The 24373-nt window shown below is 46.6% G+C and carries 24 protein-coding genes; 5 read left to right on the top strand and 19 right to left on the bottom strand.

Going from position 1 to position 24373, the window contains the following annotated elements:
• Nucleotides 1–57: 57 nt before the first annotated feature.
• From Q0386_RS00305 to Q0386_RS00270, 8 genes are all read right to left on the bottom strand, one after another.
• Nucleotides 58–495, bottom strand: a complete 438-nt coding sequence (locus Q0386_RS00305; RefSeq protein ID WP_299025455.1) for an FxsA family protein — start codon at nt 493–495, stop codon at nt 58–60.
• Nucleotides 492–2204, bottom strand: a complete 1713-nt coding sequence (locus Q0386_RS00300; protein WP_299025458.1) for a proline--tRNA ligase — start codon at nt 2202–2204, stop codon at nt 492–494. Before Q0386_RS00300 ends, Q0386_RS00305 begins: the two co-directional genes overlap by 4 nt.
• Complete coding sequence (gene hemA, locus Q0386_RS00295) at nt 2201–3493, bottom strand: glutamyl-tRNA reductase (RefSeq protein ID WP_299025452.1); 1293 nt, start codon at nt 3491–3493, stop codon at nt 2201–2203. The genes Q0386_RS00300 and hemA overlap by 4 nt, the downstream gene beginning before the upstream one ends.
• On the bottom strand, nt 3493–4386 hold the full coding sequence (locus tag Q0386_RS00290) for a polyprenyl synthetase family protein (protein WP_299025449.1): 894 nt from the start codon (nt 4384–4386) through the stop codon (nt 3493–3495). Before Q0386_RS00290 ends, hemA begins: the two co-directional genes overlap by 1 nt.
• Before the next feature lie 23 nt (nt 4387–4409).
• On the bottom strand, nt 4410–4865 hold the full coding sequence (locus Q0386_RS00285; RefSeq protein WP_299025446.1) for a hypothetical protein: 456 nt from the start codon (nt 4863–4865) through the stop codon (nt 4410–4412).
• Nucleotides 4858–5115, bottom strand: coding sequence for a DUF2018 family protein (locus Q0386_RS00280; protein WP_004321218.1), 258 nt, complete (start codon nt 5113–5115; stop codon nt 4858–4860). The genes Q0386_RS00285 and Q0386_RS00280 overlap by 8 nt, the downstream gene beginning before the upstream one ends.
• A 90-nt stretch (nt 5116–5205) precedes the next feature.
• The gene (locus tag Q0386_RS00275; protein WP_299025443.1) at nt 5206–5829 is read right to left on the bottom strand and encodes an HAD family hydrolase; all 624 of its coding nucleotides are present in this window, start codon (nt 5827–5829) and stop codon (nt 5206–5208) included.
• Nucleotides 5826–6158 carry a hypothetical protein gene (locus Q0386_RS00270; protein WP_299025437.1) on the bottom strand — a complete coding sequence of 111 codons (333 nt, stop codon included), beginning with the start codon at nt 6156–6158 and terminating at the stop codon, nt 5826–5828. The genes Q0386_RS00275 and Q0386_RS00270 overlap by 4 nt, the downstream gene beginning before the upstream one ends.
• A 79-nt stretch (nt 6159–6237) precedes the next feature.
• On the opposite strand from Q0386_RS00270, the gene Q0386_RS00265 reads away from it, so the two are divergent.
• Nucleotides 6238–7509, top strand: coding sequence for an aminotransferase class I/II-fold pyridoxal phosphate-dependent enzyme (locus Q0386_RS00265; protein WP_299025434.1), 1272 nt, complete (start codon nt 6238–6240; stop codon nt 7507–7509).
• 145 nt (nt 7510–7654) lie between these two features.
• Here the strand turns inward: Q0386_RS00265 and Q0386_RS00260 are convergent, their stop codons facing one another.
• The 4 genes from Q0386_RS00260 to Q0386_RS00245 form a co-directional block, all read right to left on the bottom strand.
• Nucleotides 7655–8461, bottom strand: a complete 807-nt coding sequence (locus tag Q0386_RS00260; RefSeq protein ID WP_299025431.1) for a class I SAM-dependent methyltransferase — start codon at nt 8459–8461, stop codon at nt 7655–7657.
• A gap of 77 nt (nt 8462–8538) precedes the next feature.
• Nucleotides 8539–9984, bottom strand: a complete 1446-nt coding sequence (locus Q0386_RS00255; RefSeq protein WP_299025428.1) for a potassium/proton antiporter — start codon at nt 9982–9984, stop codon at nt 8539–8541.
• A 125-nt stretch (nt 9985–10109) separates the two neighbouring features.
• Nucleotides 10110–10487 (bottom strand): helix-turn-helix transcriptional regulator, encoded by a 378-nt coding sequence (locus Q0386_RS00250; RefSeq protein ID WP_299025426.1) that lies wholly within the window; start codon nt 10485–10487, stop codon nt 10110–10112.
• 1 nt (nt 10488) lies between these two features.
• Nucleotides 10489–11361 (bottom strand): DnaJ C-terminal domain-containing protein, encoded by an 873-nt coding sequence (locus Q0386_RS00245; protein WP_299025422.1) that lies wholly within the window; start codon nt 11359–11361, stop codon nt 10489–10491.
• 174 nt (nt 11362–11535) lie between these two features.
• Here Q0386_RS00245 and Q0386_RS00240 point away from each other — a divergent pair, with 174 nt between their 5' ends.
• The 3 genes from Q0386_RS00240 to Q0386_RS00230 all read left to right on the top strand — a co-directional run bounded on the left by Q0386_RS00240 (nt 11536) and on the right by Q0386_RS00230 (nt 15166).
• Nucleotides 11536–12951, top strand: coding sequence for a Do family serine endopeptidase (locus tag Q0386_RS00240; RefSeq protein WP_299025419.1), 1416 nt, complete (start codon nt 11536–11538; stop codon nt 12949–12951).
• 262 nt (nt 12952–13213) lie between these two features.
• Nucleotides 13214–13906, top strand: coding sequence for a response regulator transcription factor (locus Q0386_RS00235; RefSeq protein WP_299025417.1), 693 nt, complete (start codon nt 13214–13216; stop codon nt 13904–13906).
• Between the two features lie 21 nt (nt 13907–13927).
• Nucleotides 13928–15166, top strand: coding sequence for an ArsS family sensor histidine kinase (locus Q0386_RS00230; RefSeq protein WP_299025414.1), 1239 nt, complete (start codon nt 13928–13930; stop codon nt 15164–15166).
• Between the two features lie 352 nt (nt 15167–15518).
• Here the strand turns inward: Q0386_RS00230 and Q0386_RS00225 are convergent, their stop codons facing one another.
• From Q0386_RS00225 to secA, 5 genes are all read right to left on the bottom strand, one after another.
• On the bottom strand, nt 15519–15755 hold the full coding sequence (locus tag Q0386_RS00225; protein ID WP_298055553.1) for a hypothetical protein: 237 nt from the start codon (nt 15753–15755) through the stop codon (nt 15519–15521).
• Between the two features lie 315 nt (nt 15756–16070).
• Entirely contained in the window at nt 16071–16283 is a 213-nt protein-coding gene (locus tag Q0386_RS00220) for a sodium:solute symporter (protein ID WP_298055556.1), read from the bottom strand.
• On the bottom strand, nt 16280–16750 hold the full coding sequence (locus tag Q0386_RS00215) for a hypothetical protein (RefSeq protein WP_299025409.1): 471 nt from the start codon (nt 16748–16750) through the stop codon (nt 16280–16282). The genes Q0386_RS00220 and Q0386_RS00215 overlap by 4 nt, the downstream gene beginning before the upstream one ends.
• 472 nt (nt 16751–17222) lie before the next feature.
• Complete coding sequence (locus Q0386_RS00210; protein ID WP_299025406.1) at nt 17223–18419, bottom strand: ABC transporter permease; 1197 nt, start codon at nt 18417–18419, stop codon at nt 17223–17225.
• Between the two features lie 248 nt (nt 18420–18667).
• A complete protein-coding gene (gene secA / locus Q0386_RS00205; RefSeq protein ID WP_299025404.1) occupies nt 18668–21253 on the bottom strand; it encodes a preprotein translocase subunit SecA in 2586 nt (861 codons plus the stop codon).
• 89 nt (nt 21254–21342) lie between these two features.
• On the opposite strand from secA, the gene lolA reads away from it, so the two are divergent.
• A complete protein-coding gene (lolA, locus tag Q0386_RS00200; protein WP_004321189.1) occupies nt 21343–21855 on the top strand; it encodes a LolA-like outer membrane lipoprotein chaperone in 513 nt (170 codons plus the stop codon).
• A gap of 655 nt (nt 21856–22510) precedes the next feature.
• Here lolA and Q0386_RS00195 read toward each other — a convergent pair.
• Together Q0386_RS00195 and Q0386_RS00190 are read right to left on the bottom strand one after the other, a co-directional pair.
• A complete protein-coding gene (locus tag Q0386_RS00195) occupies nt 22511–23014 on the bottom strand; it encodes a hypothetical protein (RefSeq protein ID WP_299025401.1) in 504 nt (167 codons plus the stop codon).
• Nucleotides 23011–24333 carry an ATP-dependent RecD-like DNA helicase gene (locus Q0386_RS00190; RefSeq protein WP_299025396.1) on the bottom strand — a complete coding sequence of 441 codons (1323 nt, stop codon included), beginning with the start codon at nt 24331–24333 and terminating at the stop codon, nt 23011–23013. The genes Q0386_RS00195 and Q0386_RS00190 overlap by 4 nt, the downstream gene beginning before the upstream one ends.
• Nucleotides 24334–24373: the final 40 nt, after the last annotated feature.

Here is a 24373-nt window from a genome sequence, read left to right as displayed (position 1 = left end):
TATCCCTGATATGCTCGCTTTGCCACATAGCCAGCACGCTTTTTCTTGTTGCGATTTTTAGTTTTTCCATATTTGCCTCTTTTCTTCTACGACTTCGACGTTGATGATCTCGCCGTCATCGCGCGGCTTGTCACGTCCGCTTTCAAATTTTTCGTAATAATATTCGCTCCCGCCCTTGCGTTCGCCGCCGTTTTTTAAATTTGCAAAAAATGCGACCGCTACGATCGCAGCGCCCAAAACGTCGGTGATAAGCCCCGGGATAAACATAAAAAATCCCCCGATCGCCATACCTACGCTACTAAAAACGTCTGCGGGCTTAAAAAACGCGATGTTGCTAGTGAGCTGAAAAAATCCGACGCGAAACATAAAAAATAGCCCCAAAACGGCCGACGTGATGACTTCAAAGACCAAATTTAAAAATCCGTACGCGTGGATAAAAAAATACGCCGCTACGATCTCCAAAACGACGTAGGGCGTAAAAAAATGCCTTATCATAGGCTCTTTAGTCGCGCTAAAATTTCGCCCGCTTTTACGGTTTCTTTAGTTAGCCCGTCGCGCGTGACGAGCTCGACCGTGCCTTCGGCTAGTCCCTTGCCCACGATCACGGCATAAGGAAATCCCATCAGCTCAAATTCGCTCATTTTGACGCCGAAACGCTCGTTTCTATCGTCAAGCAGCACAGAAAAGCCAGCCGCGCGTAAGCTCTCGTAAAGCCCCTGCGCAAATTTGACGCCCTCTTCGTCTTTTAAATTTGAGATGATGATTTCAAATTTAAACGGAGCTAGGGTTTCGTTCCAGATTATGCCTTTTTCGTCGTGCTTGGCCTCGACGGCGACGGCGACCAGGCGGCTGACGCCTATGCCGTAGCAGCCCATGATAAACGGTTTTGCCTTACCGTTTTCGTCCAAAAATGTAGCGCCCATCGGCTCTGAGTACTTGGTGCCTAGCTTAAATATATGCCCGACCTCGATGCCTTTACTAACGCTTAAATTTCCGCCGCAGCAAGGGCACTTATCACCCGCTTTTACGGCGGTTAGGTCTTTGAAACGATCGGCATTAAAGCTGCTAACGCTAACGCCGACGAAGTGATAATCTCGCTCATTTGCGCCGCAGATCATCTGCGATTCGCCTTCAAGCTCTTTGTCGATGTAAAACTCAATGCCTTTTAGCCCAACCGGCCCGCAAAATCCGCCGACTAGCCCGGCTGCCGCGATCTCGGCTTCGGTAGCGTCCGTTAGCTCGAGCGCCCCGCATGCGTTTTGCGCTTTAACCTCTTGTAGCTCATCCTCGCCGCGCACGAAAAATACTACGATTTTCTCGCTCTTTTCACCTTTGGCGTCAATGAAAATCGCCTTTTTTATTACCGCTTTTATGCAGTAAAACTCATCAACTCTAAAAAACTCCGCCACATCTTTGATGGTTTTGGCGTTCGGGGTTAAAAATTTAGCCGCGTCAGCCTCTGGCCGCTCGGCTTGCGTCGTTCGTTTTGTGCGGGTTGCGGCCTCTATATTTGCGGCGTAGTCGCAGTTTTCGCAGACGATGATGTCGTCCTCGCCGCTATTTGCTAGCACCATAAATTCTTTACTTCCGCTGCCGCCTATCGCGCCGCTATCGGCTCTAACCGCGCGGAAATTTAACCCAAGGCGAGTAAAAATTTTACTATAAGTTTTCTCCATCAGGTCAAATTCTCGGTCCAGATCCTCGGCGCTTGCGTGAAAGCTATACCCGTCTTTCATCAAAAACTCGCGCCCTCTAAGTAGTCCAAATCTCGGCCTTGCCTCGTCTCTAAATTTGGTATTTATCTGATACAAATTTAGCGGCAGCTGTTTATAGGACGTTACCTTGCCTCGCACGAGCGCGACGACGCTCTCTTCGTTGGTAGGGCTTAGTACGAAGTCGTTTTCTTTGCGGTCCTTAAAGCGCAAAAGCTCCTTGCCGTAGACGTCAAAACGTCCGCTCTCGCGCCAAAGATCAGCCGACGTGACGAAGCTCATCGAGATCTCCTGCGCTCCCGCCTCATCAAGCTCCTCTTTGACGATATTTTTTATATTTTCAAGCACTCGTTTGCCAAGCGGCAAAAAGTTGTAAAGCCCGCTGCCTACCTGCTCGGCATAGCCCGCTCGGAGCAAAAATTTATGACTTGCCAGACTCGCGTCTTTTGGCGCTTCTTTTGCCGTCGGCGCGTAAAATTTGCTAAATTTCATTCGTTCTCCCATTCAAATTCATTATTTTCTTCTTGCGGCGTTTGCTCTGCGATGTTAAAGATTTCCCCGATGGCTCTTAACTGCGCTTCGCTTCCCGCAGCGCCCGCTAGGCTTTTTAGATTTATCGTCGGCGAGTGCAAAAACGCCTTAAAAACCTGATGTATGAGGCGGTACGCTTCATCCTTGTCGCTATGTTTTAGATAGCCCTTTTTTAGGGCTTTTGCGAGTTCTCTCTCGGCGCACTCCTTAGCCTGTTCTCTGATACCTTTTATTAGCGGCGTGACGGCCAGCTCGCGCAGCATTTGGAAAAATGCCGCCGTATTTCGCCCGACGATGCCGTACGCGATCTGCGCCTGTTCCTCGCGCAGCGCTAGGTTTTTATTTACGATCTCCTGCAGGTCGTCCACGGCGTAAATTTTGATATTTTCACTCTCCGTGATAGCGATATCGCGCGGCACGGCTATATCAAAAAAGTAGCGCTTAAACTCCTTTGGCTCTACCATCGCGTCGATCAAAACCGGATGCGGCGCGGCGGTCGCGGAAAATATGATTTGATATTTATTTATGTACTGCGCTACGTTTGAAAGTGCGTCGTATTCGTTATTATCCCCCAGCGTCAGGGCCAAATTTTTAGCGCGTTCTTTATTTCGGCTGATGATTATCGTTCGCGCGCCGCTTGCGATTAGATGCTTTGCGGCTAGCTCCGCCATCTCGCCAGCACCCACTATCACGGCGACCATGCCGTTTAATGTGCCAAAAATCTCCTTTGCCTTAGCCACCGCGACGCTTGAGACCGAGATCGGGTTTTTGGAGATTTCGGTTTTGTTTCGCACCTCCGCCGCACACTTAAAGGCAAACTCCATCGCTCTACCTAGCTTTGCACCGCATTTGCCGTTAGTGCGGGCAAATTTATACGCTTCTTTTAGCTGCCCTGCGATCTGCGTTTCGCCGATAACTAGACTATCTAGCGAACTAGCCACGGCAAAGAGATGATGCACGGCGCCGTTATCCTCGTAGATGTCGGCTCTGCTTTGCAGCTCCTCAAAAGGGATGCCGCAGATGAGCGACATGCAGGCGATGATGTGCTTACTAGCGCCTTCGACCGTCTTTACGCTAGCGATGATCTCGACGCGGTTGCAGGTGCTTAGTACCATGCACTCGTTGATGTTTTGGCTGGAGCTAATGAGGCGTAAAATTTCGTTTTTGCGCTCGATGTTAGAAAAAGAGAGCTTTTCGCGCACGGAGATATCGGTGTTTTTGTGCGTAAAGCTCACGCTTGCGTAATGCATTAAAATTCCCTATCTATCATTGATTTTACGATGTTTTCTAGGCCGTCTATGTTAAATTTTTCTACCGATCTTATCGCCTGCTCGCCTAAATTTTTAGCCGCTTCTATGCTTTTTTTTATAGCACCCGTTTCGTTCATCTTTGCCCTCACCCAGCCCTGCTCGGACTCGCTAAGATCCTTTTTAAATAGGCTTTTTAACTTCTCTTTGTCCGCTTCGCTTAAGCTTTCGTAAAGATAAATGTAAGGCAGCGTCGTTTTACCCTCTTTAAAGTCGCTAAAATTTGGCTTTCCAAGCGTCGCGGCGTCTTGCGTGACGTCCAGGATGTCGTCGATTATCTGAAATGCTAGGCCTAGGTTTTTGCCGTAAATTTTAAAATTACGCGCGTCAAGCCCAGCCAGCATCGCACCGACCGCGGCAGCAGCCTCGATCAAAACGGCGGTTTTGTAGTATATCATCGTTTCGTATGCGGACTTGTCTTCATTAAATTTAGCCGAGAGATCCACGTCCATCATCTCGCCTATGCTTAGTTTGCTAACCGCGCCCGATATCTCGCCCGCGATCTCGTGCGGAAATTTAGATAGCTCGTAAAAGCCCTTCGAGTAGAGGATATCGCCCAGCATCACGGCGTTTTTGGTGCCAAAGCTTGCATTTATACTCGGGCTTCCGCGCCTGGTGTCGGCATCATCTATCACGTCGTCGTGAAGCAAACTAGCTAGGTGAATAAGCTCGATAATCGCGCAAATTTTTAGACTTTGCTCGCTTTCGCCCGCTATTTTTAAAAGTAGCTTAGAGCGCAGCCTTTTACCCGAATTTATCCGAGCAAACATCGCAGTTGCAGGCTCGTATCCAAGCTCAGCGATAAAATTTTTCATTATCAGATCTATTTTTTCCATTTAGGCTCACTTAAATTTTGCTTTTATTTGGCATTTTGCGCGCTATTTTGAGCGCCGCTCTGCTTTCTTGGCGGGTCCAAAAACTCAACATCCACGCGCTGCTCGTCGTCGTTTATCAGCACGCGAAATTTCGCTACGCCTTGCTTAAAATCCTCAAAAACGAGATAAAGCGCGACGCGGTCGCTAGGCGGGTACTTGAGGTCCGGTATCAAAGTCTGCTTGTAAGTCTCAAGGCCGCGCCTTAGCGACATAACAAGCTGGCGAGGATAGTTTCGGTAGCGCGAATGTACGATGATGTTCGTGTTATCAAAAAGCGTCCAACGAAAATCAAAGCTCTCTCGCTCGTCCGTGCCTTTTTTGGTTACGAAAACCCGCGCCCACTCGTCTTTTTTGAGCTCAAAAAGATGCTCTTCCTCGAAATTTACCGCGCCAAAAACCAGCGATAAAAACAACGAAAATATAATTGCTATTTTACTCATTTTGACTTAAAATATCCCCACTAAGCCCGATATAAATGTCGTTTAGACGCTCATTTATCAGGGTTTGATTTTGAGAAATAAACGAATTTTGCGCCGTTTCGTCAAAGCCATTTTTTTCGCAAAATTCGCTCATCGCGATAAATTTTTCAAAAGTTTTTTCAAGCTCGTTTTCGACTAAATTTTTGTTCGCGTTAAATAAAATTTCAAAGAATTTTTCCCTCGGACTTTGAGAAAATATATCATAATCCATAAATTTTAAAACCTTTCGCAAATCTTAAAATACATACTATTTTTTGTAAAATATTACCTAAAATCATACATACTATAATACGCTAAATTTTTATAACTTCTCGATATATAGGGCTGCTTCAGCCACCGTAAAGACATTGTCGCAGCTTGGACTTTGGCTACCAAAGCCCCAGCAAACGTTTAGATATTTCATATCAGCATTGCGTGCGGCTAGCTCATCTTTTTTACTATCTCCGACAAATATCGCTTTATCAAATTCGCCTGATTTTAATATCAAATTTAGCATCGCGGGATCTGGTTTTTGAGGTACGTTTTCGTCAGCTCCGACGATGAGATCGAAAAATTTAAATATCCCGCTTCTTTGTAAAATTTCATCCAAAGTATATCGAGGCGCATTGCTAGCTAGGGCGACAAAGTGCCCCGCCTCTTTTAACCCGGCTAGCAGCTCCCGGGCGCCATCATAAGCAGCGGCGTATTCGCGGTAGTTTTTCTTAAATTTAGCTTCAAAGTTATCCCGCAGCTTCATGTCCGGCTTATCGATACCGTAAAAGTCAAGCCCCAAATTTCGCCCAGGCTCGTTTATGGCCTTTACGATAAACTCGGCCGCGAGATCGCCCTCAAGCCCCAGCTCGCGCCGCACCTCGTTTACAGTCTCGCAGATCGCTTTTGCGCTATCTATGAGCGTGCCGTCCATGTCAAATATCACGCATTTCACTCTTCGTCCTTATATTTTTTTCTATGTTTTTCTTTTTTATATGTTTTTTGGTTTTTTAGCTTTTCCAGCGCGTTGGCGTAGGCCACTAGCTCGCTTCTCTCGCCGCCTTTTACGACTAAATTTACGAAATTTTCAAGAGACTTCGAGTAGGCGTTATCTAAAAAAACCGGCTCGATCTTGCGTAAATTTTCGGCGTTTTTGCCTACTCTAGCGCTAAATTCGCCCTCGTTAAAATCCTCTCTTTTTAGCGCGCTAATCGCCGCTTTTGCGAATTTTTCCAGGCCGCGCAGGTATTTTACGCGCTTAAATTTGTCGTTTTGTTCAGCCATTTTTTCCTTTCAAAAGCCCAATTATACCAATTTAAACTTTTAGCGGTTATAATACGCGCAAATTTTACAAGGAGAAAAAATGCAAAAAGAGACGATCGCCACGCACTACGGCTACGATACCAAGGCTGGCCCGGGCGCCATGGCGGTGCCGATTTACCAGACTACGGCTTATGATTTCGGTAGCGCTGAGATGGCCGCAGCGAGATTTCAGCTAGAAGCCCCTGGCCACATCTATACGAGGCTGGGCAACCCAACGACGGACGTGCTAGAGAGCCGTATAGCCGCGCTCGAGGAGGGCTCGGCCTCTATCGTGACGGCCAGCGGTCAGGCGGCGATTTTTTACTCGATCGCAAATTTGGCCGCAGTCGGCGACAACATCGTCGTAGCAAAGAAAATTTACGGCGGCACGATGGTTCTTTTTATGCACACGCTTAAGCGTTTTGGCATCGAGGCGCGAGTGTTTGACAGCGACAGCGCGGACGATCTTGAAAATTTGATCGACAATAAAACGCGCGCGATATTTTTCGAGACGCTATCAAACCCGCAAATCGCAATCCCAAATTTTAAAAAAATCGTCGAGATCGCGGACAAGCACGGCGTCGTAACGATCGCTGATAACACCGTACCTACGCCGATCATTTTCCAGCCGCTAAATCACGGCGTAGACGTCGTCGTGCATAGCGCTAGCAAATATATCTGCGGCCAGGGCCTAAGCCTATCTGGCGCAGTCGTCGCTAGTAAAAATTTAAACGCCAAACTAGTCGGTAACGCCAGATACGCGCATTTTAACGAGCCTGACGAGAGCTATCACGGGCTAGTTTATGCGCAGATGGCGGATAAATTTGACATCTATACGCTGCGCATGAGAGTGGCTTTGGTGCGCGACATAGGCGCTACGATCTCGCCTTTTAACTCATGGCAGCTCATCCAGGGGCTTGAGACGTTAAGCGTGCGTATCGAGAGGCACTCGCAAAATGCGCGCAAGATCGCCGAGTTTTTAAACTCGCATAAACACGTAAAACGCGTGACCTACCCTGCGCTAAAAAGCGATCCCGAGCACGAAAAGGCGCAAAAATACTTTAAAGACGGCATGGCCAGCGGACTAATGTGCTTTGAAACCGATAGCTATGAGCGCGCCGTAAAGATGCTAGGTAAAGTAAAGCTATTTAAAATCGTCGTAAATATCGGCGACTCCAAGTCGCTCATCACGCACCCGGCCTCCACTACGCATCAGCAGCTCTCGAGCGAGGAGCTAATAAAGGCAGGCATAACAAAAGAGCTAATCAGAATAAGCGTCGGCCTAGAAAACGCCGACGACCTCATCGCAGATCTCGCGCAGGCTTTGGAGTAAAATTAAGCGGAGCGGATAAAAATCCGCTCTAAAATTTGCTCATACTGCTTTGGCGCTACGAGCTTGCACCTCACGATTGCGCTTTACATAAGCCACAAATTTTAAAAACTTCTGGAGCGGGCGTAAAATATTTTTTGCTAGACAGCTAACTTTTTAAATCAAAATGCAAAATTTTAGCTCGCTTCGTAAAATCTACAAATTTCATTATGAGGCGGGTGGTAAATTTGAGCCTTTTTGCAAGAATCTTGCGAGCGTCAGTAAAAAATACTCTCTCCTCTACCAAATTTACGTCTGCTTCCAGCGCAAATTTATAGCCGTCCTCGACGCAAAATCTCATAATCGCCTCATTGTTTCCGATGCTTTTTACATATTTGTTGGCGTATTTTAGACCTGCTTCATTTGTGGCGTCAAATGCGAGCTCGGCATTTTTAAAGGTACTTTTAAGCTCGCGAATCAAATTTAAGATCTGTCCGCGCGTAAAATACTGAAATACTCCGCACGCCACAAACAGCGTCGGCAAGCTCTCGTCGATACGCCGCACCCAAGCCAGATCAAACATATCGCAGCCTACGAGCGTATCGTTTGCACAGCCGCCAAGCAAAAGCAGCCTAAGCTCTATCACCTCGGGCAAATCTATCTCGTAAAAGGTCGCGTTTACGGTTTTTAAACGAAAGCAGGCCGTCTCGAGCCCAGCACCCAGGTAAGCGACGTTGCTTTTTGGATATTTTGCGCAAAATTTACGCACGATCTCGTCCATGTTGTAGTATCTGGCTGCAGATGCCATGAGCGCGTATTCGGACGATTTTTCTCGCACGGATTCGCAGTTTGTTTGCACGATATTTTCGAGCAACAGCGCCTTTTCGTCGTAAAAATAATCGGGGAAATTTTTAGAAGCGAAAATTCGCGCGCTAAGCGGGATAAACAGCGTCTTTGAAACGGCAAATAAGTCCAAATTTTACTCCTTTTAGCCCAAAGCATGACTGATCGGCGTCAAATTTGACCGAAACCAAAGGCTAAATTTAGGTAAATTTACGCCGTAAAAGTCTTTAAGGTTTCGTTGTATTTGTTCTCGTCCTCGCACTGGATCAGTAGCAAGTCGCCCTCTTCAAACACCGATGAGCCGGTAGGTTTGATGTATTCGCCCTTGCGCTTGATGAGTAGTACCAAAAAGTCGCTAGGAAGCTCGAGCTCGGCTAGGTTTTTGCCCACAACTTCGGCGTCAAAGCGTATGGTGTGCTGGCGCAAAGTATGGTAAAAGATCGGCAAGTTCGACATCTCGACCTCTTCTTTGACGACCTCTTCTTTGACGCCGCATTTTTGCGCGACCTTTTCTAGCGTCATGCCCTGGATGATGATAGAGACGAACACGACGAAAAATATCGTGTTAAAAATAAGCTCCGAATTCGGTAAATTTGCCCCGAACGGATAGGTCGCAAGTACGATAGGAACGACGCCGCGAAGTCCGACCCACGAGATAAACATCTTTTCTTTGATATTGTATCTAGAAAGCAAAAGCGAGAGAAAAACACCCATAGGACGCGCGACGAACATGATCCAAAACGCGACTACAGCGCCCGCAAGCGCGACGGCCGGCAGCTGGGAAGGATTTACCAAAAGTCCCAGCGTCAAAAAGATAACGATCTGCATCGTCCACGCGATACCGTCGTGAAAACCGATCAAATTTTTCTTATGCGCGAACTCTTTTTTATTTATAAACATACCCGCGATATAGACGGCCAAAAAGCCGTTGCCGCCGACCTTGCCGGCTAGCACGTATAAAAGCATCACCCAAGCCATCGAAAACACGGGGTAAAGTCCCCAGTACTCAAGCCTTAGGCGGTTAAAAAGCCCGGGCAACGCGACGCCGAACACATAGCCCATCAGCCCGCCTAGCAAAAACTGCTTCACCAGCGTTAGCGCGACCTCAGGAACGCTAGGGATCGTGGCTATGGAGATGATTTGTAGCATCGTGACGGTTAAAAAGATCGCCATCGGGTCATTTGATCCGGACTCTAGCTCCAGAAGCGGACGGATGTTGTTTCGCAGCGAAATTTCCTTCGCTCCTAGTATCGCAAACACCGCCGCCGCGTCGGTCGAGGAGATGATAGAGCCAAAAAGCAAAGCCTCTAGCCAGTCAAGACCTAGTAGGTATTTTACGAGTACGGCTATCATGCCGGCAGTCAGCACGACGCCAAGAGTCGCTAGAATGATGCCGTTTACCATGACTGGGCGGATAGATTTTAGATTCGTATCGAGGCCGCCTGCGTAAAGTATAAAAATAAGCGCGATAGTGCCCACGTCTTGGGCGATTTGGCGGTTATCAAAATCAAGCCCCAGCAGTCCGTCCGAGCCTGCGAGCATGCCCACGGCCAAAAATACGACTAACGACGGAATACCGAATCTATCTGAAACCTTGCTAGAGACGATACAAGCGATAAGTAGGATAGAAAAAAATAATAAAAAAGTTTCTAACATTGTCCCTCATTTGAGTTCAAAGCGGGGCAAATTTAAGGCTAAATTTAGCGCCCTTACAGCCTCAAATTTGGCGCGTTTTGTAAATAAATTTTACCCGATTTTACCTTTTTAACGGATAAAAAGGATTAATTTTTATCATCATAAAAGATGAGATCAAAGCTATTTTTGCGCTTTACCAGAGCTTTTTTAGACGGCACGGCGCCCTGCTCCATTTTGGCTAACTCCTCTTTCATCTGCTTTATCATGACCTCAGACTGCTCGATCTGCTCTTTTAGCTGTAAAATAATATCGACGCCCGCTAAATTTACGCCCAGATCGCGCGTTAGACGCAGTATCATCTTGATACGGTCCATATCTTTTTCCGAATAAAGGCGCATCTTGCCCTCGGTTCTTGATGGCTCTAGTAGTCCCTCGCGCTCGTATTGGCGCAGCGTCTGCGGATGTATGGAGAGCACCTTTGCTACGACGCTTATTAGATATACCGGTTCTTCGTATTGTTTCATCTTATGCCTCTGGGAGTTTTTGCTTCATGAGCTCGGCTAGCTCGCCGTCTAGGGCATTTACGTCCGGCAAAGACACGCGCGCTCGCAGGTACAGATCGCCAAATATCCCGCTTTTTCTATTTTGCACGCCGTATCCCTTGAGCCTGATTTTTTGCCCCGATTTTGAGTTTTCGGCGATTTTTATCGTGACGTCCTTTTTAGGCGTTTTTACATCTATCTTACCGCCAAACATCATCGTTTTTAGCGGGATTAGTACGTCTTTATACAGATCGTCGCCGTCTCTTTCGTACTCGTCGCTAGGCGCGATATTTACGGTTAGTATCAGATCTCCGCGCCCGCCGCTACCCTTGCCTTTTATGCGTAGCTTTTCGCCGTCGTTGACTCCGTTTGGGATTTTTATTTTGATGTTTTCGCCGTTAAAATTTATCGAGTGCTCGCCGCCCTTTACCGCTACGTCAAACGGGATAGTTACCTTTGCTCGCGAGTCCAGATCCTCCTCGTCCTCAAAGCCGCTAAATCCGCCCGTTTGCCTAAATCCACTAAAGCCGCTTCTGCTTGAAAAGCCGCTAAAACCGCCTCCGCCGAAGATATTTTTTAAAATTTCGTCCAAATTTCCCATGCCAGAGCTGCTCGCAAAATCATGGAAATTTTGTCCGCCGAACATCGCGTCGCCGTGCCTGTCGTACTGCGCGCGCTTTTTTTCGTCGCTTAAAATTTCATACGCGGCGTTTATCTCTTTAAATTTATCCTCCGCACCCGGGTCTTTGTTGATGTCGGGATGATACTTTCGAGCCAGCCTACGATAGGCCTTTTTGATCTCGTCGCTGGTGGCTTTTTCCGACACCCCTAATGTTTCGTAAAGACTATTGCTCATGTTATGTCCTTATAGTCAATTAATTTTATAGGGATTATAGCATAAAGGTTTAGCCTATGTCAATCAAGTATAGTAAACGAAACGATTTTAAACGACTTAAAGAATAATTAACTTTACGTTGAGCTTAACGCCTTATAATCGCGCTTTGAAAAAATTTTATCAAAAGGAAAAGCAATGAAAAAGATAATGATATTATCTTTGGCTACTTCTTGCGCGATCTTTGCCGCAAGCATAAATTTTAACGAACCCGCAGAGGATTTTACTAGAATAAATCCGGAATTTAACAAAAATGTCGTGCTGTCCTACAACAGCTCTATTGCCGACGCTAAAAAATCGGTCGTAAATATCTCCACCACAAAAACCGTCAGCAGCAACGTCGCAGACATGAACGATATGTTTAGCGATCCGTTTTTTAAAGACTTTTTTGGATTTCAGTTTAACATACCTCAAGAAAAACAAAAAAGCAGCTCGCTAGGATCTGGCGTCGTCATATCTAGCGACGGCTACATCGTAACAAACAACCACGTCGTAGAAGATAGCGACGAGATCGTAGTCACGCTGCTAGATAGCGACAAAGAGTACAAAGCTAAAATCGTCGGCACCGACCCTAAAACCGACTTAGCCATCATCAAAATAGACGCCAAAGAGCTAAAAGCCATACCTTTTGCCGACTCGGCTAAGCTAATGGAAGGAGATATAGTTTTTGCCATCGGAAATCCGTTCGGCGTAGGCGGCAGTATCACTCAAGGCATAGTTTCCGGCCTAAACAAAGACAACATCGGCCTTAATCAATACGAAAATTTCATCCAGACAGACGCCTCGATAAACCCAGGCAACTCGGGCGGCGCGCTAGTCGATAGCCGCGGCTATCTAGTGGGCATAAACTCAGCCATACTTAGCCGCAGTGGCGGCAACAACGGCATCGGCTTTGCCATCCCGTCAAATATGACTAAAGATATCGCCAAAAAACTCATCGAAGACGGCAAGATCGAGCGCGGATATATCGGCGTGATGATAGCAAATCTCAACGAAGAGCAAAAAGAGATCTACAAAAACAAAGAAGGCGCGCTCATTAGCAGCGTAGAAAGCGGCCTTCCTGCCGATGCCGCAGGACTAAAACGAGGCGACCTCGTTATCAAAATCGACGATAAAGAGATCAAAAACGCCAACGATCTAAAAAATCTCATCGGCTCGCTAGCTCCAAACAAAGAGATCACGCTAACCTACGAGCGCTCTGGCAAAATCGAAACCGCCAAGATAAAACTAGCTAATGCCAATACAAAAACAAACACCCCGGCGGCAAAAAACGGCACGGCGATCGAGGGCCTTAGCGTCACGGCGATCGACGATAACGCAAGGTATAAATACCGCCTAGCCCCTGATGCTACAGGCATCCTAGTAACAGACGTAAAAGCTGGCTCAAATGCCGAAAAAATCGGCTTTGAAAAAGGCGACATCATCATCCAAATCGCCGAGGAAAATATCAAAAACATGGATGACTTTAACAAGGCCCTAGCAAGCACGAAGGGCAAAAAGACCCTCGTTTGGGTTAATCGCGGCGGACTTTTCCAGGGTCTTGTTATAAAATAATTTCTACATTTAAGGCGCGGGCAACTGCGCCTTTTCTTTTAAATTTTCCAAATTTTACCAGTCAAATTTGACGCTCTATCATTTTAAATTTGACCTGAATAAATTTCTAGTTTCAAATTTGAGCGTCTTAGTTTGGTCAAATTTTACCAAGCTTAACAAAAGCGCTCGTATGTAGGTTGCAAGCGCAGCGCAACAAAAAACAAGCCGCGGCCGCCATTAAAAATTTAGTCAAAACTCGCTATAATCCCCAAAAGGACATAAAATGATAAAAATTCTGATGATAGAAGATGACCTGGAGCTGGCGGAAATTTTGACCGAGTTTTTAGCAAAAAGCGATATGAGCGTAACGACGGCGGAGGAGCCGTATATCGGGCTCTCGACGCTAAACGTAGAAAAATTTGACCTCGTGATCTTAGATCTCACGCTGCCGGGACTTGACGGCCTAGAAGTATGCAAAGAGATTCGCAAACGCCACGACGTGCCTATCATCATCTCAAGCGCGCGCCACGATATCACCGACAAAGTAAACGCCCTAGACAACGGTGCGGACGACTATCTGCCAAAGCCTTACGACCCGCAGGAGCTGCTAGCTCGTATCAAAAGCCACCTGCGCCGCCAAAGCGCGGTATCGGGCGCAAATTTAAGTGGTACAAAAGAGAGCGCACGCGAAAAAGACATCGCGGTAGATGATTTTAAACACGTCATCACGCTAAAAGGCGAGCCGTTAAATTTGACCGCAGCGGAGTACGACATCCTAAAATACATGCTTCAAAAAGAAGGCGGCGCCATCACGCGCGAGGAGTTTATCTACAACTGCGCGAGTATCAGCGAGGACTCGACGAACAAGAGCATCGACGTCATCATAGGCCGAATCAGAGGCAAGCTAGGCGACGACCCCAAAGAGCCAAAATACATCCACGCTATCCGCGGCATCGGCTACAAGCTAATGCAGTAAATTTGACGTAAAGCCCCGCAAATGAAACGCTCATCGGTTTTTTACACTATCACTTTTATCTTTGCGCTTGCGCTTACGAGCATATTTCTCGCATTTTTGTGGTTGATGGACTACGACAAGCAAAACTATGCACGAGAGCTAAACGCCAAGTACTCTACGATCGCTAGAAATCAGCTCTTTTTAATGAGCGGTATCATAAACGAAAAAGAGTACGAGCGTCAAACGGGCGACTTTAAGATGCCTGAGATCACGAACGAACAGCAAAAAGAGGAGATCCTGGCAAACGCAACCGTGCTTGAGGAGATCTCCGCAGATATCGGCTCTAGCGCCATCATGATCTATCAAAATCACCACTATCTAAAAGTCCAGCACGTGGATAAAATCCTGCTTTTAAAGGATAACGACTATCAACCATACCGCTACGACATCATCAAGATTATCTTTTTGCTAGTTGCGATCATACTTCTGGCCGCTTACGTTTTTGTTATCAGAAAGCTAAAACCGCTAAGAAAACTAAAGCGCCAGATAGCCAAATTTGCCGCGGGCGAGATCGACGAGGTGCAAAACGTAAGTAGCGGTAACGACGAGATTTCCGAGGTTGCGGAGGCGTTTTACGACGCGGTGTCCCAGATCAAAAATTTAAACGCGTCGCGCAAGCTATTTTTAAGAAACATAATGCACGAGCTAAAAACTCCGATCACCAAAGGCCGCCTAGCTGCCGAAATGATCGAAAAAAGCAAAAACCAAGAGCGGCTGGTGTCGGTGTTTATAAAACTCGAAAATCTCATAAACGAATTTGCTGCCGTCGAGCAAGTCACGTCAAACATCGCGCTAAATAACACCAAAATTTGCCGTATCGACGACATCATCGACGAGGCACTGGATATCGCTATGGTAGATCCCGGACAGGTTACGATCAGCAAGCTAGAGGACGTGAACCTAAACGCGGACTTTAAGTTGCTAGCGATCGCCGCCAAAAATATGATCGATAACGCGCTAAAATACTCCCCCAATAAGCACGTAAATATCACGATCACGCGCGAATCTATCAAATTTATCAACGAAGGCGAGCGGCTGTCAAAGGAGCTACGCCACTACGTCGAGCCCTTTACCAAAGGCGAAAGTGCGCAAAAGAGCTTTGGTCTGGGGCTCTACATCGTCGAAAATATAATCAAAGCTCATAAGCTAACTCTAAGCTACGAGTACAAAAACGGGCTAAACGTGTTTAGCTTTGAAAATCTGCAAAATATAGCGGCGTAGAAGTAAATTTGAGCATTTTGTAAAATTTGCGGCACGCGAGATAAATTTGAGCTAAAATTTAAAGCGAGCTGTTTTTGTTTAAATTTTAAAATTTGGCGTATCGTTTGCGACTAACTAAACGCCAAATTTTGGGCCGTAAATTCGTCGCTTGTTTAAATTTGCATATGGTCAAATTCAAAGCCCCTCGCTACTCATAATAAAAAGACTTTGCAGGCGCGAAATTTAGCCTCGCCTTTTCGCACAGCACGTAAAAATCAACCTTGCCGCCGCGAGACTTAAACTCAAAATAACATTCGTAAAGCTTTACGAAGTATTCAAACTCTAAATTTAGCCGCGCGCTTATCTCGTGTTTTTATCTTGCGTCACGAGCTTCGCGGGTTAGTTGCTCATAGTATGAGCGCTCGATCAGGCAGCCATCTGGAAAGTGGTGCGCACCCCAGTCTAGCGCGTCTAGTAGCATGCAAAAGTATAGCTCCACAGTTCGCTCGTCGCAGCGCTCATGGCGGTATGCACGGCGCAAAAGCTCGTCCCCACCAAGCTCATGCAAACCGCGCATGTAAATCTGATGCGCCCAGCGTAGATGCGGCATCTCGCCTGCGTCGCAGCACCCTTTTAGATACTCGCCGACTAGCTCGCCGAGCCGAAATGGCAGCTCGCCGTTGCCGCGGTTTTTTAGATTTTTTAGCTCGCTTTTGCTTTCGTCTAAAATTTCGCAGCAGAGCTCACCCAGTGCGTAGTTCCGCTGCGTCTGGCTAAATTCGCTTTTAAATTTACCAACGGTGCCCTTTAGATACTCGTTTGCCAGCTTTTAGTCCCGTATCATAGAGCCTTAGGTATTCGCAGAGCTCAAATTTTAGCCGGCCAAAAGCGTCCGTTTGCATTTAGTTTCCTTGTCTGCGTAAATTTAGCGCATAAAAACCACGACTTGACTCTGCTCAAACGCGACCTTCCGCCCCGCTAGATATAGCTCGAAATAGGGCTTTAAAAAGTCCTCTTGTGGCCTTTGCGCGTAGTTTGGATACTGCAAATACGCCGACAGAAGGTAGTCGCAGTCGATCGAATAGTACGCCTCGCTGAGCACCCATAGCTTCACATCAAGCTTAGGCGAATCTATCATCCACTCGCCCCGCATAAGGCGTCCGCAAGCCCACCTTCGTGATCTGCGAGATCAGAGCTCTCCTGCACGCGCGCGGATTTTATTTCGTCAAGCATTTTTAAAAGCTCGTCATTGCCGAGAAACTCGGCAAAAATTTTTAAATTTCGAACGTGCGCTAAAGCTAGGCTCTTAAGTCCTTCGTCATCAAATTTCGGATCCTGCGGTGGACAAAAATACCCCGGCGCCACGCCCCGACCAAACGCCTCTTGCGTCTGCTGCGCCGTGGCTGTGTAGATCGGCATTATGCGCGCTTGCAGCTCGGTGCCGTTTTGCAGCGGCGCAAACACCGTTTCTATACCGATGCCATCGGGCATAAAGCACTGAAAAAGTCCGTAAAACTTATCCTGCAGATCTATCTCTTTGCAATCTAAATCAAGATCCAGCCCTGCAGCCTCGTCAATGCGGCGCGCATACTCGAAATTCGTCATTTTTCTCCCCAAATTTGGATTAAATTTTGAGCATTATATCTTAAAGGGTCTCAAATTTTTGCTTGCAAATTAATATAATAACTTTCAAAATAGCAGCAAAATATGGCGTAAATTTAGCATAAGCACCAACCTTAAGCATAGCTTTTCTAAATGACGTAAGTAAATTTAGCAACCGTTGCAGTATAAAAAACATAGGCAAACTTACGGCTACTACTTGGTTGCGGATACCTTACACGATGTACAATTTCTAGTTTGGAGGGCAAATTTGACGCCGACGGCGGCTTAAATTTAAAAATTTACACGCGCGAGAATAAAAACTCGAACGAAAATAATTTAAAGCGGCGTATTTTTATATAAATAAAATTTCGCCGCTTTTTATATAATTCAAAAAATAGACGAGCCAGCGCGGTCAAAACAGCAAATTTTTATTCGCTCAAATTTAACCCAAAAGCATTTCGGCTAAAATGCCGATTTATTCATTCCTAAGCGTCTCAAGTACGTTTATTTGCGCGGCTTTTTTAGCAGGGTAAAACGACGAAAACGCCACTATAACGACCGCTCCGACCAAAATCATAACAAGATCGAGCAAAGATAACTCCATAGGAAGCTTCGCGCTGCCGTAAACGTCGGCTGGCAAATTTACGATATCAAAGCTACCGAGTAGCCATACGCCAAAGAGCCCGAGCACGAGTCCAAACACTATCCCACCTCCACCTATCGTGGCTCCCAGCGCAAAAAAGCTCTTTTTGATCTCGGCCTTGCTAGCGCCCAGCGAGAGTAGTAACGCGATCTCCTGGCGGCGATTCATGACGGTCATGAGCAGCGAGCTTACGATATTTAGTGAGGCAACTAGGATGATGAGCATCAAAACGATGAAAAGCGCGCGTTTTTCGAGAGCCAAAGCAGAGAAAAAGTTACCGTTTTGCTGCCACCAGCCGATGGCTTTTTGTCCTAGCCGTAGCTCGCGCGAGATCTTTTCGATATCGGCGAACGGATCGTCTGAAAACACATGTATGCCGTCAAATTTGCCCTCATCGTACTCAAGTATCTTACGCAGCGCCTCCACGCTCGTGTATAGATAGCTTTTATCGTAGGCCACAAGCCCCGAGCTAAACGAGCTCACGACGTCAAAGCGCTTCATTTTGGGCGTTAGAGCAAAGCCGCTCGGGTCATTTTTGGTAAAAATGAGCGTGAGTTTGTCATTTTCGTTTATCATCATCTCGTTTTTGACGCCTTGACCTACGAGCAGGCCGTATCCGTCAAGCTCGCGGTCCTCAAGGCCGGCCGCAACGACTGAGTTTATCTGCTTTTCGTCGGCTGAATTTACGCCAAAAAGCAGTCCGCCCTCAAAGCTATTCGCCCCCTTTATGATAACTTGACTCATGATGTATGGGCTAAATTTAAGATTGGGAAACTTCTGTTTTAGTTCGCTAACGTCGCTCTCGTCGATGTTGCCGCGTATGGCGGAGAGGATCGTGATCGGGTAGTTCATAGTAAAAAGTTTGCGCTCAAATTCTTTGTCAAAGCCGTTCATGATCGCCATCGCAACGATGAGCACCATGAGCCCGACGCCCACACCTAGAAACGCTAGCAGCGCTGAAAGCATGATAAAGGGCTGGGTTTTGTCAAACCGTAGATATTTGAAAAGTAGATATTTGGTTAGGCTCATTTGATTTTCCGTTGTTTAAATTTGGACTTTGGCTTGCTCGCTATTTTTGCGTCGCTTGATCTTATTTTAAATTTGCGCCGAGCGCGAGCTAAAATTCAAATTTGAATATCCGTGCAAATTTGACGTCAAATTTTAAAACCCGCTTGAAAAAGCTAAGCGTTTTAAATTTACGTTACGATTCCGCGCCGCTTCAAAAAGGTGGCAAATTTAAATGCTAAATTTAGCAAACCGCCGCCAAAACGCCAAAGCTAAATTTTGTCCCAATCCTCAGCAAAAGCTCCTTTTTTAGGGCCGCTCTTGCCGTGGCAGTCTTTGTATTTTTTACCGCTTCCGCACGGGCACGGGTCGTTTCGCGATACTTTTTTACCAGGCTTTTCTTCGCTCTCGGGTGCACGGGCAGTCTCGCTATCTTGCGCTTCTTGCGGCGCAGACTCACTAGGCTCAGAGAAGCTTAGGCGCACGGCTGTTAGTATCTTGATACTCTCAAATTTGATGCGACTAACGAGCTCCATAAAGAGGTTAAAGCTCTCTTTTTTATACTCGGTGAGCGGGTCTTTTTGATTGTAGCCGCGCAGTCCGATGCCGGTTTTTAGGATGTCCATCTGATATAGATGTTCGCGCCATGCGGTGTCTAGCACCTGCAGGCAAAGCACCTTTTCTAGGTATCTGCGCTGATCAGCGCCTATGACGCCCATTTTTTCTTCGTAGTCGGCTTCAAATTTGGCCGTTATCTTCTCCGCAAGCTCGGCGTAGTCGAGATCTTTTAGCTCGTCAGGCTGCATTAGCGCGCCGTTTGAGATTATCACGGAGCTTAGTTTTTCGAGGTTGTATTCGCTCTTTGGCTCGCCTGCGTAAATTTCAGCTTGAGCTAGCAGATGCTCGACAAATTCGGCGCGATTTTGCTTAATCTTTTCGCCGACTTCGAAATTTGGATCAAGTAGCTCGTTTCTAAATTTATACACCGTTTTTCTCTGCTCATTTGCGACGTCGTCGTACTCGAGGATATGTTTTCGCGCTTCAAAATGCAGGCTCTCGACCTTTTTTTGTGCGTTTTCGACAGCTCTTGTGACCATTTTTGAGTCGATGCTTTCGCCCTCTTCGATACCTAGACGCGTCATTATCGCCTTGATGCGGTCGCTGCCAAATATTCGAAGCAAATTATCCTCGAGGCTTAGATAAAAGCGGCTCACTCCAGGATCGCCCTGACGTCCGGAGCGGCCTCGAAGCTGGTTGTCGATACGGCGGCTTTCGTGCCTTTCGGTGCCGATGATGTATAGACCGCCTAAGTTTCGCACCTCGTCGTCGATGCGGATATCTACGCCGCGTCCAGCCATATTCGTCGCGATCGTAACTGCGCCGCGAGCGCCGGCCTGAGCGATGATCTCGGCCTCTTTTTCGTGGTTTTTGGCGTTTAGCACGGAGTGCGGGATTTTCTCTTTTACAAGCAGGTTATGCAGTTTTTCGCTCTTTTCGATCGAGGCGGTACCCACAAGTACGGGCTGACCGCGGTCGTGAGCCTTTTTGATCTCGTCGATCACGGCTTTAAATTTCTCATTTTCGGTTTTATAGATGAGATCGTTGTTGTCTTTTCTTATTACCGGAACGTTTGTCGGGATCGAAACGACATCAAGCTTGTAAATTTGCGAAAACTCGGTCGCCTCCGTCTGCGCCGTACCCGTCATGCCCGATAGTTTTTTGTAAAGCCTAAAGTAGTTTTGAAATGTAATATCGGCTAGAGTTTGGCTCTCCTCTTGGATCTTTACGCCCTCTTTAGCCTCGAGCGCTTGGTGTAAGCCCTCGCTAAATCTTCGTCCTTCGCTAAGACGTCCCGTAAATTCGTCGACGATGACGACTTGCCCGTCGCGAACGACGTAGTGCACGTCCTTTTCAAAGAGATTGTGCGCTTTTAGAGCTTGGTCTAGGTGATGGCTCAAAATCGCGTTTTCCATGTCATATAGATTTGCCACGCCAAAGAGCTTTTCAGCCTTTGAGATGCCTTCTTCGGTGATCGCTATCGTGCGGTTTTTCTCATCGACGGTAAAGTCGCCCGTGGCTTTTTCTTGCAGAGTCGCAGGCGGTTCGCCGCGCTTCATCTGGCGCGCGACCTCGTTTGCTTTGATGTAGCCGTCTAGCGTGCGATTCGTAGGACCCGAGATAATGAGCGGAGTCCTGGCTTCGTCGATAAGGATACTATCGACCTCGTCCACGATGACGAAGTTGTGCTCTCTTTGCACCTTGTCTTTGAAATCCATTTTCATATTGTCGCGTAGGTAGTCAAAGCCAAATTCGTTATTCGTACCGTACGTGATATCGCTATCGTATGCGGCTTTTCGCACTGCGTCGTCGTATTCGCCGCCTAGTATCACGCCGACGCTAAGGCCTAGAAATTTATAAATTTCGCCCATTTGCGTCGCGTCGCGTTTGGCGAGGTAGTCGTTTACGGTCACGACGTGCACTCCCTTGCCGCTCATCGCGTTTAGCACGACGGGCAAGCTTGCCACGAGGGTTTTACCTTCGCCCGTTTTCATCTCGGCGATCTTGCCGTCGTTTAGCACCATGCCGCCGATTAGCTGAACGTCGAAATGGCGCATATTTAGCGTCCTTTTACCGACCTCGCGCACGATGGCGAACACATCGTCTAGCAGCTCGTCCTGGCTCTTTTCTCCGTTTTGTACCTGTGCTTTAAATTCGTTAAATTTTGCCTTTAGCTCATCGTCGCTCATCGCTTGATATTTGCTCTCGAGCGAGTTTATGTAGGCGACTCGTTTGAAATATTTTTTTACTTCTCTGTCGTTTTTCGTGCCGAATACCTTCTGCATAAACGCCGTTATCATTTTTAGCCTTTTTAAATTTTGTTAAAGCTTGGATTTTAACATTTTATTATTTAAACTTAGCTAGAATTTAGCCCGATAAAGGAAAATATATGAAAAAAATTTTAGCATTTTTGCTCTTTTGCGCCTCGGCTTTCGGAGTTACGTTAAATTTCGTCACGCTTCAAAGCGACTTCGTGCAAACCATCACGAGTGAGAACGAAACGGTCGATTATTTCGGTAAATTTTACGCAAAAAGTAACAACCGCGCCTACTGGATCTACGAGCGCCCGACACCTAAAAAAATCTACTTTGATAAAAACCGCGTAGTCGTGATCGAGGATGCCCTCGAGCAAGCGATCATCTCTAAATTTGAAAAGGCGCCCAATCTAATCGACGTCGTTAGAAACGCGGTTAAGATCACCGACACTCTCTACAAAGCCAAATACGACGGTGTAGAGTATCTAATCACCGTCAAAAACTACATCCCGACAAGGATCGACTACGAGGATAAGCTTGGCAATAAAATCAAAATCACGCTAAGCAACACGAAAAAAGATTTTAAGATAAGCGATGATTTGCTGACGCCGGTGATACCGTCGTATTATGACGTTATAAACCAATAAACTTTTAGCAAAAAGCGGCTTGTCTTTTGGGCGTCTTTATAGAAACCCCGCCTGCGGCGTCGCTACGCTGGTTTTGAATGAGTTTGCAAAAATATCGCTGCGGCAACCTACGTGGTTGGCCTTGCTCATTTTTACTTCACAACATTCAAATCCATCTCAAAACAAGCGTAGCGTTTTTGCAAAGCAAAATGTTTCTACAAAATACTTCGCCTTATCGCCTTTTGTTCAAATTTGAAGTAAAATTTTGTAAAAATCTGTTTTTAAATTTTACCCACCGAGACCCTCATCTTGAAAACGTAAATTTAAAAACGCGAGGCGCGAAAGAGCTAAATTTAACCTGCACGTAGCGCACAACTTCTCACGTGTAGTGGGGTTGGAGAGGGCTTCTGCGTCGCTACGCTAGCAGCTGCAAGCAGATGGGAGAGGGTCTGCTTTTGGCAGTTGCGAGGCAAAGCCGAAGCAAAGAAAGGCGACGCTCTACTTTAGCTTCACTACGTTCGCTACCGTCGCCCTACGGGCTTGAGACCGCTTCGCTTGTAGCTACAAGCAGACCGTAAGCAGAACCTCTTTCTCTCCCAAAGAAAAAGAAAAAGCTTATAGCACCGCCGAGACCCGAGTCTCGGTGTATAAAATTTATAAATTTAATCCCAAATTTTTACCGCTCGCCAAAATCCTTGCCAAAATCATCTATCTGATTTAAATCCATCGGCTTAAGCTGGCTTTTATTTCCTCGCAAGATATCCTCGACCTGCTCTTTTTGCGATCTTTTTGAGCCCGTAGTTTTGACGTTTTTTAGCGCTTCAAGCAGCTCTTCGATATTTGGTTCGCGCACGGTTTTTAGCGAGATAATGAGCACCTCGTCGATATCGATCGAGTGCTTTTTGGCGGTGTATTTAACAAGAGTTTCTTTAAATTTTTCCTTGCCGAGCGAAGTTAGCAGATCCTCGACGTAAAAGCTACCGATAACGACGTTTAGCGCGTCAAGCACGTATGCTTCGTTATCCGCGACGTCGCGCCCCTCTAGACGCAGGCTCACGCTTACTTTTTTGATCGAGCTTTTGGCGTCTCTGGAGTATAGATCGGTTTCAAAATTATCGATATTTAACGTCTCGGCAAAGGCCATAACCGCGGCAAAAGCCAGCGCAAAAATCTTTTTCATACGTCTTCCTTAATGTTTTCAAATTTGTTTTCAAGATAGAATTTCTCGACCTCTTCGTCTATTTTAACGACGCTTTGCAAATACTCTCTAAACGGCCGACTTTTGCCGTAAAATATCTTCAGTTTTTTTGGATCGATCGCCCGCGAGAGCGCGACGTAGAGCTGCCCGTTGGCAAAGATGTGATTTAGGTCGCACACTAAATTTTCGATGCTCATGCCTTGGGATTTATGGATCGTGATCGCGTAGGCTAGCTTTAGCGGAAACTGAGTTAAAGACGCCCTCGCGCGCTCCTCGAGATGCTCGCCAGCCATCACAAACTCGCTCATATCAAATCTCGCTCGCTCCACCTCGACGATCTCACCGTTAGCTTTTTGTACGATGACGCTTTTTATCTCGCCGTTTTCTTTTAAAATTTGCATTATCTGCCCGCGCTCGCCGTTATAATACTCGCCCCATTTATTTACGGTAAATATAACTTTCGCGCCGATTTTTATGTTTAAAATTTCAGGCGCGTAAAGGTTTGCGATCCAGCGATTCAGCGCGTTTTCATTTAAATTTTCATCATAAATTTCCACTAGCGCTTCGGCTCTTTCAAGCGGCGTCGGTAGCTTAGAGAGCATCTTGTTATTTAGCTCGTCCGCTTCGTAGTTTCGCCCGAAAAGCACGCTCGTATCGTCATCTACCTGCACGATTGGCACGCGTAAATTTTCGATATATGCAAACACCTCGGGGCTCAGCCGCCCGACGCGAAGCATGGATAAGATATCGTAAAATTTCTTGTCTTTCGTACGTTTTGAGACGACCAGTTCGATATTTTTAAACTCAAATTCATGCCACGAGCTAGAGTTAAAAGCATAAAGAAATTTAAACAGCGAGTTGCCGTCATCGCCGTTTTTTCGCACGGGCGGCAGCTGATAAAAGTCGCCCACGAGCATCACGCGCCCGACGAATCGCGAGCTCATCAAGCGGTAATAAATCATATCCATCAGCCCCGCGCTGATCATCGAGATCTCGTCTATCACGATGAGATCGCAGACGTCGAGCATCTTTTTTAGTTCGCCAAGTTTCCCACGCTGTTTGCGGTCGTAGCCGCGTAGCTCCTCAAGGCTTGAGCAAATGCCGAATTTAAAAAAACTATGCACGCTCACTCCGCCGACGTTTACCGCCGCGATGCCGGTGCTGCCCAGCACCACGACGTTTTTTAGATCGCTTTTATAGTGCTTTATGACCGCTTGCGTGAGGTGGCTTTTGCCCACGCCGCCACGCCCGGTGAGAAAGACATTTGATTTTTTTAAGATGTCTAGCAGCTGGTTTAACACAAATTTCCCTAATTTTTTGTAAAATTATAGCTTATTTTTA

This window comes from uncultured Campylobacter sp. (assembly GCF_938045625.1).
Classification (GTDB): Bacteria; Campylobacterota; Campylobacteria; order Campylobacterales; family Campylobacteraceae; genus Campylobacter_A.
The sequence above is the reverse complement of the archived record's forward strand: the minus strand, read 5'-3'. Positions and strand labels throughout refer to the sequence as shown.